The sequence below is a fragment of the Mycoplasma phocoeninasale genome, assembly GCF_012934885.1.
GTDB lineage: Bacteria > Bacillota_I > Bacilli_A > Mycoplasmatales > Metamycoplasmataceae > Metamycoplasma > Metamycoplasma phocoeninasale.
In genome coordinates, this window is sequence record NZ_CP051480.1 from 94159 (window position 1) to 108582 (window position 14424).

The window sequence follows — 14424 nt, forward strand, 5'->3', positions numbered from 1 at the left end:
GTTTATACCCCCGAAAAAGATTCAAGATATTTTTCACCAGCAATATTAGCCGATTTTGAAGCAATTCTATGTCGCTTAATAAATTGAAATCTTTTAATTTCTTTTGAAATATTATTTTTAGTTTTTCTGTAGGCATCAGCTTTTATTTTTTTTAAACTATTGACCAATTCACGGTACTTATGCTTAAATGCTAAATGATATGCCTTTTCTTCTAATACAATTTTAGAATAATTTTCTAAATTTAATGATTTATTCCTATTAAAATCAGCTAACACTTTTAATTTTTCCAGATTGTATTTAGCTACTAAATAATTAGCATATTTAATTTCATATAAGAATTTTTCTTCATTAATTAAACTAACTGCTAGTGCCTTTAAGAAAGTAGACTTATTCATTTGTTTTTTAACCCATGAATTTTCAGAAAAGAAATATCCTTTAATTAATTTGTTACGAATCAAATTAGAAATTTGCTCAATAATTAAAACCGTAATAATCGTAAAAATCAAATAAGAGCTTAATTTATCTCAGTCTTGGAATTGCGAAGAGTAAATTGATATTTGAAAACCAAAATTACTTGCTCCAACTGCTCCGATAATAACCGTTGTTTTAAAATTAAGTTCAACGCGGTAAAGGAAATTAGACAAAGCTTGTGGTAAAATCGCTTTAACAACTCCGTAATAAATCTTTTGGAATCAAGAAGATCCTAGAGAATCCAATGATTGAAAAACTTTATTTGGAATTTTTTCAACTGATTCCATCACTAGTTTTCCGAGCATTCCAATTGAGTGAAATCCTAACGCTAAAGCCCCAGCAAAAATTTTAGAGTCCTTCGACAGAATTAGAAATAATAAAGCAAATGTGAATGCTGGAATTGCTCTCACAGTAATAATAATTAATTTAAATGGATAAGCAAAATATTTATTAATATTTTTTGCCGCTAAAATTCCAATAACAAAAGCGAAGATGAAACCAATTACTGTGGCAGCAAAAGCCACCAGCAGAGCTTCCATACCCAAAACAACTGGATTAGTTTTGGTGTTTGTCCATGTTTGAAACAAAGTTCAATCTGGATTGAATAATTTAGATATTCCAACCTTAAATTGTCGAATTTTAACCGCGTTGCCAAGTGATCAGCTAATTTGCGACAGCGAAGCAGCAACTAATGCCAATAGCGCTACTGCAAAAATAATCTTCCAAATATAGGTTTTTGGCTTTTGCGACTTTAATGATTTTACTCTTTCTTCATATGGTAATTTTTCATCAATATTGGGATGTTTTGCTGAAAATTCCAAAAAGTATTTTTTGATTAGTGAATTAACAAATTCCAACAAGACCATAAATGACACTAAAATTCAAATAACTATTGACATATGAGAGTAATTATTGATTGTTGCATAGTTATCTGCTAATAATTCACCAATTGTTGAAATCCCAACAATTGACAAAATAGCAGCGAAACGAATAACCATTTCAAATGAATAAAATCCATATGAAAATATTCTTTTAATCAGGTACGGAAATATTGATGCTTTAAAGGCAATAATTTTCCCATTGCCAATTGATTGAATTCCAGCATAAGCTGAGACATCATAAGTATCTAAATCTTCATATAGTCATTTTGACATAATTGAGGCGACAAAGATCGCAATTGATATTGTTGCCGCTAAGCTAGATGAGAATAAAAATCAAAAAATAAATGCAAATACTACTGGAGGAACAGCTCTAATAATTGACATAATAAAACGTGATGGGTAATATATGAACTTATTTTTTATAAAATTTCTTGCGCTTAGTAAAGCAACCGGAACGGAAATAATAATTCCTAACAGTGTCCCTAAAACCGAATAGGAAATTGTTCTTCATAGTAGTTGTAGTGATCTTAAAAAAGTTTGATAGGGAGTTATTTTTGCCGAACCAATTTGAATAACTTTATTCACTTCGAAAAAATTACCGATTGATTTTCAGAATTTAGTTCAGTTTTGAAAATCAGGCCTAATTAAGCTAATAATTAGCGAAATCAAAACTAGAGCAACTAAACTTCACAAAATTTTATTTCAAGGAAATTTTTTTACTACTTTTTGGCCATTGATATCAATAAATTTAGGTTGAAAATAGTTAATGAATTTTTGAAAATTAAGAGTACTTTTGTACTTAATTTTTTCAGTGTTACTTTTCATCCATACCTCGTGTTAGATCATCAATTTTTTTTGAGATATCATTATGAATTATTTTTCTTTTTCGTTTATTTTCAGCAAATTGTTCTTTGTCAAATTGTTCTAATTTATCACCATAAATTTCTTTCAATTTGTCTAAATTAACTTTATCTCATGAATCATTGAAAATAATTTTACCCTTCTTAACTCCAATAATTCTATCGGCATATTGCAATGCCAAATCAACGTGATGTAGATTTGCTAAAATGGTGATTTTATCTTGCTTATTAGCTAACAAGAAATCATCCATAACATTTTTTGCCATAATAGGATCCAATGCTCCTACAGGCTCATCAGCTAAGATAATTTTTGGTTTCTGTGCTAACGTTCTGGCTAGTGCTACCCTTTGCATCTGTCCACCACTTAGATTATTAGCTAAATCATAGGCATTTTCTAAAATGTTAACCCTCGCTAATGATTCATAAGCAATATCAATATCTTTTTTTGAATAAATACCAAATAATGCTCTAAATCAGTTCATCTGCGGCAAACGAGCTGCTAGTACATTTTGAAAAACCGAAACATTTTCTATTAAATTATAATTTTGAAAAATTATTCCTATCTTAGTTCGAAATATTCTAAGATTTTTACCTTTTAAATTATTCACATCATAAGGACCAACCCTTAAAGACCCAGATGAAATTGTGTTAATTTTGTTAACCGTTTTTATTAGTGTTGTTTTCCCCGCACCCGATAGACCAATTATTGCGACAAATTCTCCTTGTTTTATTGTTAAATTAATATTGCTTAACCCCTTTGTTCCATTTGGATAAATTTTTCCAACATCATCTCACACTATATCCCAATTTTCTGAATTGTAGTTTATTGCTTTGTTTTCCATATTACTACTTTATAAATGATTCAAAGCCATCAAAATGTTTTTTAAATCATTGCTCTGGATATATGAAAGAGGCTGATGATGTTGTTGAAGTATAACCGTATATAATCTCACTTTTAACATCATCCCATTTTAATTTTCAGTTCGATCCCTGCTCTTTTAGAGCTTTTTGAACTATCTTATAAATTTCTGAATCAACATTGGCAAATATATAAGAGCGATAGTATCCAACCTTTGGAAGATTTTCTCCTTTGGCAAGACTGTCAACAACATCTTTAAGTTCTTTAGGATATCCTTCAACAATTGCTTTTGGATTTTTAGAACCATCGACATTGATATAAAGTTCTTTATCTTTGTTAGTAGCATTAAAATTTTTATAGTTATTAATGGCATCCACAAGTAATTTTTCATCATTTGAAGTAAACTTTGGAGCTGAAGGATTTGCTGCTGATGCATATGGATCGATAATTTGAACATCTCTTCCAGCTTGTAAAATAAAACTAGAATCTCCTGAGTGTTGAGCTCATGTATCAACTGGCAAAAATGCCAAATCATATGAACCTGAGGCTAATGATTGTGCCGCAGCATTATAGTCAGTTGCAACAGAAATATCGAAATTTAACTTTAACGTTTCATTAAGATATTTTTGTAATTTGGCTGTTGCTGATGATACTAGAGTGGCATCTGATGATGGAATAAATGCCACTTTAAATGCTTTTTTATTTTTAGCAGTAATTTTGTCGCCATTCATCTCAAAATATTCATTACCATTTTCTAATGTCTTTGGATAAGCTTTCTTTTTATCTCCTACTGAGTTATATGAAATTTCACTATCAAGAGCCACCTTTGAATAACCATCATGGTTATAAATTTTAAAAATACTATTAATTTTCCCTTTCTTATCCAAATAAGTTAGTGAACTTTCTTTACCTTCTTTTGCTTGTTTTTCTGCCTCATGAACAGTTTTAATGAACAAAGTTTGAATTGCTTCAATGTCACCTTTTTTTAGACCATCACGAGCTTGGATACCATCATTTGAAATATAATCAGTAGCTCCGATTGCTACAATTTTATTTTCAAATTCTCCAGCATAAAATCTCGCATCTGCTCAAGCTCCTGCCAATGTTATGGATCCGTTAGCTAACTTTGACATAGAATCAGAATATCCCGATGTTCCAATTACCGAGCTTTCTGAATTATTTGTACAGCTAATCGCCAATAATGGTGTTGTTGCCGCAATAATTGATATAGCTAAAAACCCAGGCGCTATAAATTTTTTCTTTTTCTTAATATTCATACTTTTCCCTTTTTTATTTTGTTTTTACACCGAAATTATAATAAAAAAAAATTTTTATTAAGTCAATTTTTTATGGTTTTTTTGACAAAAAATTAATGTTAAAAAATGAGAAAAATATTATACACAATAAAAGAAAATATCGAGATTTTTTGCTAAAAATTTAAGAAAAAAATGTCGCATAAATGTGCGACATTTTAATAACTGTAATTTTATTATTTAATAATTTTTGTTACTGATCCAGCACCAACAGTTCTTCCACCTTCACGGATTGAGAATTTAGTTCCTTCTTCAACAGCAATTGGAGCTATTAAAGTAACATTTAATTCAACGTTATCCCCTGGCATAACCATTTCACGTCCTGGTTTAAATTGAACACCACCAGTAACGTCTGTTGTACGGAAGTAGAATTGAGGTTTATAGTTTTGGAAAAATGGTGTGTGACGTCCACCTTCTTCTTTTTTAAGAACATAAACTGTAGCTTCAAATTCAGTATGTGGAACGATTGTTTTTGGTTTAGCTAAAACTTGTCCACGTTCAATTTCGCTTCTTTCAACACCACGTAGTAATAAACCAGCATTATCTCCAGCACGAGCTTCTTTTAAGTTTTTACGGAACATTTCAATTCCAGTAACAACAGTTTTCTTGGTTGGGTGTAGACCAACAATTTCAACTTCTTCGTTTAATTGTAGAACTCCACGTTCAACTCTACCAGTTGCAACTGTTCCTCTACCAGTAATTGTAAAGACGTCTTCGATAGCCATTAAGAATGGTTTATCAGTTTCTCTTTTTGGTTCATCGATGTATTCATCAATGCTGTTCATTAATTCCATAATGTTTTCTTCATATTGTGGATCGCCTTGTAAAGCTTTTAAAGCTGATCCAGCAATAACTGGAGCATTATCTCCATCGAAACCGTATTCTGATAGTAATCCACGGATATCCATGTCTACTAATCCAACCATTTCTTCTCTTTCATCATCTTTAAACATATCAATTTTGTTTAAGAAAACAACGATTTTTGGAACACCAACTTGTTTTGCTAGAAGAATGTGTTCACGAGTTTGTGGCATAGGACCATCTGTTGCAGCAACAACAAGAATAGCACCATCCATTTGAGCAGCACCTGTAATCATGTTTTTAACATAGTCAGCGTGGCCTGGACAGTCAACGTGAGCATAGTGACGTTTTTCTGTTTGATATTCAATGTGTGAAGTATTAATAGTAATTCCACGTGCTTTTTCTTCTGGGGCATTGTCAATAGAAGCATAATCTCTAGCTTCTGATAAACCTTTTTTAGATAAAACTGTAGCAATAGCCGCTGTTAAAGTAGTTTTACCATGATCAACGTGTCCAATTGTACCAATATTTACGTGTGGTTTTGAACGGTCGAAATCTAATTTTGCCATATTATTCCTTTCATTTATAAATTTTATTTTGTTAATAATAATTGTGTATTTAAGATATTAAATCTTAGATTAAACGCGTTTAACCAACCTAAAGCATAGTCTTCCATCTATGTCCTGTCCAATTGCGTTCTAAATATAATAATAGCAATATTAATTTTAACAAAAAAAAATTTTTTAAGCAATTATTATTTTTAATTAATAATCTCATTATTCTATTATCGAATTTTTGTATAACAAAAATAATGAATAATTATCTTAAATATAATGCAATTATAAACAAAAAAATAAGGTCGCCCTTACTTTTTTTACAATAAATAAATAGAATGGTGGCAAAGAGCTATTACCTAATAGAATACTGAGTAAACGATTTTACTCATTAAACAAACAAGGAAACAGGGTTAATAAAAAAGGTAAAAATAATTTATATTGAAATACGTTCTAATGTTATTTTTATATATCATTATTCTTAAAACAAACTACATACATATAAGAAAACAATTTAAAATGACAATTAACAAATTATAAGTGTTAAATAAATAAGAAACACACACACACACAATAGTATACGTTTATAAATTATAGGATTAAAAAATAATTGTATAGGTAATAACTTTTGCCAGCACAAGAAATCATAAAATATATCACAATTTAAGAAATAAAAAAATGTGCAATATTCATCAATGTCTTGCTCTATAATTATATGACTAAAATTCTAAATTTTAATAAAAATTTATCTTTTTTAGTACCTTATTCCGAGTCTTTAAATATGTCAACTAAAGACTCTTGTAAATTATTAATTGGAACTGGTGCAAATAGGCCATTTCTAGCTAGAGTTATTCCACCATTTTCCTCGCTAACCACAATTGTTATGGCATCACATAGTTCACTAATTCCCATTGCAGCACGGTGTCTTGCTCCATAACGGTTATCAATTGATTTTTTAGTGATCTTATAGTATGTGGCAGCATAGTATATTTTATTATTACGAATTATAATTGCTCCATCATGTAGAGGACTATGTTTATTAAAAATCGAAATAATTAAAGACGATGAAATATTGGCATCAATAATTACCCCATCGGTTCTTAATAAGTCAAGATTGTCTTTGTTTTCGATAGTAATAATGGCCCCAGTTTTATTTTTTGAGAGATATTCAATTGCCTCTTTTAATTGGTAGATAATACGAATTTTTGTTGATTGACCTAATGATTTTTTGGCTGTTTTGTTTTTATTCAATGATTTTATTAGAATAACAATGTAATTTGCGACAATAACGAACGCAATAAGCACTACAATTGCTAAAACGGCAATAAGCATAAATCTATCACCATTTATTAAGGCCAACAATAATAAGTAGCATGAATATTACTATTGCAGCAATACCAGCAATAATTAAAATTCGATTTCTAACCGAGATTGGACGGGCTTTTTGTGCTAAAGGTGAATCAGATCAATTTTTAAACTCAATGTAATTTTCATATTTAGAAGTAATTTTATATTGACGTTTTGATATATCTTTTCGAATATTTTCGTTTTTTTCATCCATGATCTTCATTCAGCGAATTTGTTGAAATAGCGCATATAGCTCGGCTTCTGAATAATTTTTTGCGAATTTCGCAGTTTTTTTGAAAGCATGAAATTCATTTATTAAAAGAGACAAATTATCTTTTTCAGGATCATATGTTAAAGTTCTTGTGTCCTTTTGTTTTTGTGCGTTTAATATTTTTGCCATGTTATCTCCATACGTTAATTATAATACTCCTACAAACTAAAAAAACAACGCATTTAGTTTATAATTAATACAATTATATTAGATAAGGGAGAAATATGAAAAAAACTATCAAAGACATTCAACTAAAAAATAAAAAAGTTATTTTGCGAGTTGATTTTAATGTACCAATTTCAGATGGTCAAATTACAAATACAAAAAGAATCGAAGCAGCGCTTCCAACTATTAAATATCTTTTAGAACAACAAGCTGCTATTATTGTTTTATCTCACCTAGGCAGAATTAAAACCGAAGAAGATAAGAAGAATAAATCATTAGCTATTGTTGCGAAAAAATTGTCAGAATTAATTAACAAAGAAGTAATTTTTGTTAATGAAACTCGTAGCGAAAAAGTAACTGAAGTTGCTAAGGATTTAAAACCAGGTCAAATTCTAATGCTAGAAAACACTCGCTTTGAAGACTTAAATAACCAAGCCGAATCAAAGAATAGCGAAGAATTAGCTAAATACTGAGCAAGTTTAGGCGATGTATTTGTAAATGATGCCTTCGGAACTTCACACCGTGCCCATGCTTCAACTTATGGAATTGCACAATTTTCAAAAGAATCAGCTTTAGGATTTTTAATGAATGATGAAGTTACTCATCTTGAAAAAATTTTACACGGCTTCAAACGCCCATTTGTTGCTATCATTGGTGGTGCTAAAGTCAGTGATAAAATAAAAGTTCTAGAAAAACTATTTGAAAGTGCTGACAAAGTATTAGTTGTTGGTGCTATGGCCTATACCTTTAAAAAAGCACTTGGTTTTAGTGTTGGAACATCACTATATGAAGAAGACAAGGTTGAAATTGCTAAAACATATCTAGATAAATATAAAGATAAAATTGTTTTACCAGTTGACAACGCTTACGTTGATGAATATGCGGATAAAACTCCACAATATACAACATCAAGCGATACAAATATTCCTGATGGTTTTATGGGGCTTGACATTGGTCCTGAAAGTGTAGCAGAATTTGCTAAAATTATTTCTTCAGCGAAAACAATTTTTTGAAACGGTCCCGCCGGAGTTACTGAATTCAAAAACTTTGAGGCCGGAACAAAGGGAATTGCTATTGCGATTGCTAAAAATCAAGATGCATATTCAGTTGTTGGTGGCGGAGATTCTATTGCCGCAATTAAAAAACTAGGATATGAAGATAAATTTAGCTTCATTTCAACTGGTGGAGGAGCTTCAATTGAATTTGTTCAAGGCAATGAGCTTCCAGGAATTGAAATAATTCAAAACAAATAATTTATATCAAAATAATTAAGTATAATATTAACTAAATGCATAGAGAGTTGTTAAGCGTAACAAGCGATGAAACATGCCAACCTGCTCGAAAAGTAAGGTGGATTGTGAGGGGTTTAAAAAATCCAACATGTATTAGTAGTTTGAATCTGTAAAACCTTTCTATGCGATTATGCAAGGAAGGTTTTTTATATATGAAAAGAATTATAACATCAGAGAGTGTTGGCGCAGGACACCCTGACAAAATCTGTGACCAAATAAGCGATGCCATTTTAGATGGTTTACTTAAAAAAGATCCGCACGCTAGAGTTGCTTGCGATGTACTGGCAAATAATGATGTAATTTACATCGGCGGTCAAATTACCACATCAGCTTATGTTGACACCATCAAGGAGACATGAAAAATCCTTAAACCATTAGGTTATAAAGAAAGCGATTTTACTATCATTAACAAAATCTATCCGCAAAGCCCTGACATTGCTATGGGTGTTGATGAGTCAAATAACCATGAATTAGGTGCTGGCGATCAAGGAATACTATTCGGCTATGCAACAAATGAAAATCAATATTATATGCCATGACCAATTGTTTTAAGCCATGAGCTAGTTAAAAGGGCTGAAAAACTTAGGAGAAGCAAAGCATTTCACCATGCAAAAAGTGACATGAAAAGTCAAGTGACTATTGAATATGATGATGAAACAAATACCACAAAAGTTATTAAGGTTCTAATGTCAGTTCAACATGATGAAGAATACAATGAAGCTAAATTTAAAAAATTTATTAAAGAACACATTGTTGATTATGTTCTAAAAGAAAACAAATTCAACCTAGATTACGAACTTTTAATAAATCCCACTGGTAGATTTGTGATTGGCGGTCCAGTTGGAGATACTGGTTTAACTGGGAGGAAAATTATTGTTGATACATACGGTGGTTTTGCTCATCATGGTGGTGGAGCGTTTTCTGGCAAAGATCCAACAAAAATCGACCGTTCAGCAGCTTACATGGCAAGATATATTGCTAAGAATATTGTGGCAGCGAATGTAACTGAGAAATGTGAAATTCAACTCTCATATGCCATTGGTTTACCAAGACCACAATCAATTTACGTGAACACATTTAATAGTTCTAAATTTACCGAAGAACAAATTATTGACATGATTAGCAAACTATTTGATCTAAGTGTTTCTGGAATTATAAAAACTCTAGATTTACTAAGACCAATTTATTTACAAACAGCGACATTTGGACATTTTGGGAGAAATGATTTAGATTTGCCATGAGAAAAAATAAATAAAGTTTCACAAATTAAAAATTATCTTAAAAGCTAACTGCTTTTATTTTTTAAAATTTTAAAATAAAATAAAAGGCTAGCTTGTTAGCTAGCTAATTTTTTAATTTTGATGCTTTTTGATATTTATTTTTAATCTAGTTATCAACATTTTTATTTTTTATTATCTCATCATATTCTTTAGATAATTTATAATCGGAATTTCATTTATTTATTTCTTCATCAAATGTTAAACCCTCTTTTAGAATATATGAATAATATTTCTTATCATTTCCGTGTAAAACTAAATTTTTAATTGTCAGCGGTTTTCCATCTCCATCAACTATAGGAATAATTGGGCTTGCCCAACCAAGCGCAATTGTGTATCTTATTAATGAGTATGATTTAAGACCGTTATGGTCGTATTTTCAATCTTCGCCTACATTACCATATGGCAATGGAGAAGTATTTCAATTTCCATCTCATATCTCGCCTTTAATAATAGTGTCATAATTAAAGTTTTCTAATTTATCTTTAGCAAGATTATATCTTCTTTGCAAATCAATGCGAAAATCAATCATTTTTTGTCAGTCAGTATTTTTAAATTTGAGATATTCTCCAGATTTTGGATCGTAATCGCCTAAATAGGAGTCTTGATAATATTTCTTTGGATTTTCTAGCAGTTGAAATGTTAGAATGTAGCTAAATGGATTATCATCAAAATTTGGATGATAGAAATAGCTATCAGAATAGGCAAAGTCATAATAACCAGATGCTGTGCTTCCTCCGAGATTAGCAAAATTTATGTCATAGTAATTGCTACCTCTGTTTGTTAATATATTCTTGTTTTCCATTTCTCTGTTATATCAAAATGTTCGATACAATAGAAATGACAGCCTGTTAAATTGAGAAAGGAATTTTTTGTATAATTCCTTACCTTTTTCACTATATTCGAGCGCTTTAGCATATGAAAAAGAAATATTTAGTTTCTTTTCATTTACATTTTCAAAGGCAATATTAACTTTATTAGTTTTGTAATCTAAAGTTGAATTAATCTTAAGAGACAATAGTTTTTTATAATCGTTGAAATTAATGAAATTATTTGTCCCCGAATACTTGTTATTATATTTAAGCATAATTGACGATGAATCAAGTATTTTATTGTGAATAAAGTTAGAAATCGAATTGTTTAGAATTGCTTCATCTAAGTTTTTAAAATCATTTTCAAAATTTGAAATTAATTCATTATTACCATAGTTTTCTAAAATACTAAATACTCTTTCATTAAATTCTTTGCTTCATTTATTATTTTCATTTTGTCTAATTTTGGCAATCCAATCATTAAAATTTTGGTTAAAAATATCTAAATCTTCTTGCTTACTAAATATTGTTAAGAAATAATTGTTATCATCTTTTTTATCAATAATTTTATTTTTAATATTTTCTAATGATTGAAATAGTTGTGGATCATTAAAATAATTAGAACCAGAATTATCACGACCTTGTCATTTACTTAAATTATCAATGGGATAATTTTTTATTATATCATTGAAAAACTCTTCTCGTCTGCTGCTATCATAATAAACATAATTTTTCTCATCAATAAATTGTTTTAATGCTTCAATATTATTTTTTAAAAATAATAGTTTACTATCTAAATCAGAGAATGATGAATCGATAGTTGTATTGTTATTTATAGATTCAATAAATTTTAACTCTTTTTCTTCATTATCAAATTCTCTAGTTAATTGATATGAAATAGTCAAATTATTTGCTATTACTTCTTCATTTTTTAAAGTTCAGAGCAAATTATTACCATCCCTTATCATATACTCATTGTTAGAAGAGAAAACTAAATTAGTATTTTTTTTATCAATTTCAACATCATTAATAGTTGTATTGTTCTTGGCATATTCAAGTGTTCATTCATTACTATGTTTGTGGATAAATCTGATGTTTTTAATATTTGAATTTCTAAATTCCGTTGAAAATTTTTTATTGTTGATAAATGTTTGAATATTAGCATATAGATTTTTAAACCTAGCATTTAGGATATCTATTTTATCCAAACTTGTATTAAGCATAAATTGTTTTAAAATATTATTTAAAAAATAATTGAAATCAAAATCATATTCATATTTATGTTTTAAAGATTCTATTTTTGACTTATCTAGATTTTGGTCTAAAAGTCTATTAAATTCCGCCATATATTTTTCTAGCCCTAACTTATACAAGTTGACGTAATCTACAATTGTTTGCTTTCTACTGTCAATATCATCGCTATTAGTATCATTCATTAGATCACTTAAAACATATGTTGTCATTTGTTGCTTAGATTTTTCAAAAGTCGAATCTAAATTATTGATATAATCTATGGCGTTTTTACGTTTTTTCAAAAATAAACTAATTTTATTTTCTAGATTTTTAAAATCACTACCATTATAAGTTGCAGCAAGAAAATTTTCTAAGATTTCTTTACTACGATTTATCTTATTATTGGAATTTGAAGTTAACTTAAGTAAGTACTCATTCCTAAAATATTGATTAATTATTTCCTTGTTGTTACTATTTTCATAAAAACTTATTCAGTTATCATAGCTTTTAGCAAAATCTTGTCAAACATTTATTAAACTTTCATTTTCAATATTTTTTGAATAATTATTACTATTATGGATTTGTAAAACGTTTAGGTCATATGCAAAAATTGAACGGTTATTTAGTTTTTGATCTCTATCATAGTAAAATAATTTATCATTAACCACATACTTGTTATTCTTGCTGTTAAAAAATGTTGTAACAGTATTTTTTCACTCTTGGTCATTAATGTTATCAACTTTTATTTTTGTTTTTTTAGAGTCATATTTTTGTTTTAACTCATTTTCGTTTAATAGTAAATTTTTTCATATGTCATAGTTAGTAGTGAAATCTCTTACTAATTTTTCATTTGAAGAATATTTTTCATATGTTCAATTACTATCATTCATTCATTCATTTTCGTTAATTATAAAACGTGTTGAAGCGTTATCAATATATTCTTTTAAACTTTTTAAAGTTGAATTTGAATAATTTTTAAAGTTGTCACTTTCAAAAATTTCGTTTTTATAATCGTTTCATTCTTTAGCAACTTTGTTTTTTGCAGCTACTCATTGATTTTGAATAATTGGCAATGATTGGTCTATTCATGCCTTTTTATAATATGCTTTCCCATTAACAACAAAATTTTGTTCTGTAATATTTAATAAATCATAATATGGTTTAAAATCAGTTTTAAACTTGGTTAAATCTTCTTGTTGTTTTGGTGTCACCTCATAATTTAATGAATAAACTTTATTTGTTATTTGCTTATCCACGCCATATTCATCAAATGAAACCTGATAATTAAATCTTAATCAAAATTGATTATTCTTTTTAGAATTTAAACTTTGATTTTTTGCAATATACTTGGTTTCATTTTCATCAAGTTGTGTTCTATCAATTACTTCAATTAATAATTTTTTAAAGTTATTGGCGCTCAATTCATTTTTTTCTAAATAAGAATATTGTAACTCAGCACTTTGAGCATTCTCCAATTTATCAGATCATGTCTCAACATCGTCACTTTGAAGATCGACATTTAAATCATAATTAGCACTTAAAATTCTTTGATATGTATCTCGATGTATCTCTGAATCTGCTAAAAGTTCTGTCAATTTTTTAATGTTATTAGTATTTAATCTTTCTTTTAAATCTACTTTAACCTTAGATTCATCTTTTAAGGGTTTAATAGTTTCCTCAATTTTAGATTTATATTCTTTAATCTTTATTTTTAAATCATTTAAAGCCCTAGCTAAATCTGAATCACTTCCCAGCTCATTTTTAAGCACTTCTCTAGCATCAACTTTGCCTTTACCACTAGATTTTTTTTCTTCTATAATTAATTGGTCAACTCTTTTTTGATATTTTTCATCCAATCCTGTTCAATAACCATCAACACCCTTTAATGATTGAACGGCATTTGCATAGTCGTTATCTCAGTATCCGGTTAATTTGTTGATTTGTTGCTCCGTTAATTTACCACCGTCAATTTCAGAATCTTTTCTAATTAAATGTGATGTCTCGTCCAACAATGATAATTTTGTTTTAATATTTTCAAACAAGATATTATCATATTTTTCTTTAAGTTGTTCAATAAGTTGACTAGCTTCATTTAATTTGTCTTTATAGAAATATCTAATGTTGTCATTTGAATTTAATTCATTGAAAAGCTTGCTAATAATTTTCTTATTTTTACTTTGTTTATTATTAAACAATAGGATAACAGTTGTCGCCACTGAAATTGCTCCGACAAATGCCGCTCCTGACCACATCAATTTTTTAAATTTTGGTTTTGTCATTTATCTCTC

At 28.8% G+C, this 14424-nt stretch carries 9 protein-coding genes; 2 read left to right on the forward strand and 7 right to left on the reverse strand.

Annotated elements, in window-relative coordinates:
- Nucleotides 1-2 precede the first annotated feature (2 nt).
- The 6 genes from HGG64_RS00495 to HGG64_RS00520 form a co-directional block, all read right to left on the reverse strand.
- Nucleotides 3-2177, reverse strand: coding sequence for a PhnE/PtxC family ABC transporter permease (locus HGG64_RS00495; RefSeq protein ID WP_169580026.1), 2175 nt, complete (start codon nt 2175-2177; stop codon nt 3-5).
- Nucleotides 2167-3054 carry a phosphonate ABC transporter ATP-binding protein gene (gene phnC / locus HGG64_RS00500; RefSeq protein ID WP_169580027.1) on the reverse strand — a complete coding sequence of 296 codons (888 nt, stop codon included), beginning with the start codon at nt 3052-3054 and terminating at the stop codon, nt 2167-2169. Before phnC ends, HGG64_RS00495 begins: the two co-directional genes overlap by 11 nt.
- A gap of 4 nt (nt 3055-3058) precedes the next feature.
- On the reverse strand, nt 3059-4348 hold the full coding sequence (locus tag HGG64_RS00505; RefSeq protein WP_169580028.1) for a PhnD/SsuA/transferrin family substrate-binding protein: 1290 nt from the start codon (nt 4346-4348) through the stop codon (nt 3059-3061).
- A 212-nt stretch (nt 4349-4560) separates the two neighbouring features.
- Nucleotides 4561-5754: an elongation factor Tu gene (gene tuf / locus HGG64_RS00510; RefSeq protein ID WP_169580029.1), complete on the reverse strand. Its 1194-nt coding sequence runs from the start codon at nt 5752-5754 to the stop codon at nt 4561-4563.
- Nucleotides 5755-6501: 747 nt separating this feature from the next.
- Nucleotides 6502-7071 (reverse strand): diadenylate cyclase, encoded by a 570-nt coding sequence (locus HGG64_RS00515; RefSeq protein WP_169580030.1) that lies wholly within the window; start codon nt 7069-7071, stop codon nt 6502-6504.
- Between the two features lie 4 nt (nt 7072-7075).
- A complete protein-coding gene (locus HGG64_RS00520) occupies nt 7076-7486 on the reverse strand; it encodes a hypothetical protein (protein WP_169580031.1) in 411 nt (136 codons plus the stop codon).
- Between the two features lie 95 nt (nt 7487-7581).
- On the opposite strand from HGG64_RS00520, the gene HGG64_RS00525 reads away from it, so the two are divergent.
- Both HGG64_RS00525 and metK read left to right on the forward strand, forming a co-directional pair.
- On the forward strand, nt 7582-8775 hold the full coding sequence (locus HGG64_RS00525) for a phosphoglycerate kinase (protein WP_169580032.1): 1194 nt from the start codon (nt 7582-7584) through the stop codon (nt 8773-8775).
- Nucleotides 8776-8966: 191 nt separating this feature from the next.
- Entirely contained in the window at nt 8967-10103 is a 1137-nt protein-coding gene (gene metK / locus HGG64_RS00530) for a methionine adenosyltransferase (RefSeq protein WP_169580033.1), read from the forward strand.
- 97 nt (nt 10104-10200) lie between these two features.
- Here metK and HGG64_RS00535 read toward each other — a convergent pair whose 3' ends face one another.
- Nucleotides 10201-14415 carry a ligand-binding sensor domain-containing protein gene (locus tag HGG64_RS00535; RefSeq protein WP_169580034.1) on the reverse strand — a complete coding sequence of 1405 codons (4215 nt, stop codon included), beginning with the start codon at nt 14413-14415 and terminating at the stop codon, nt 10201-10203.
- Between the last annotated feature and the right edge of the window lie 9 nt (nt 14416-14424).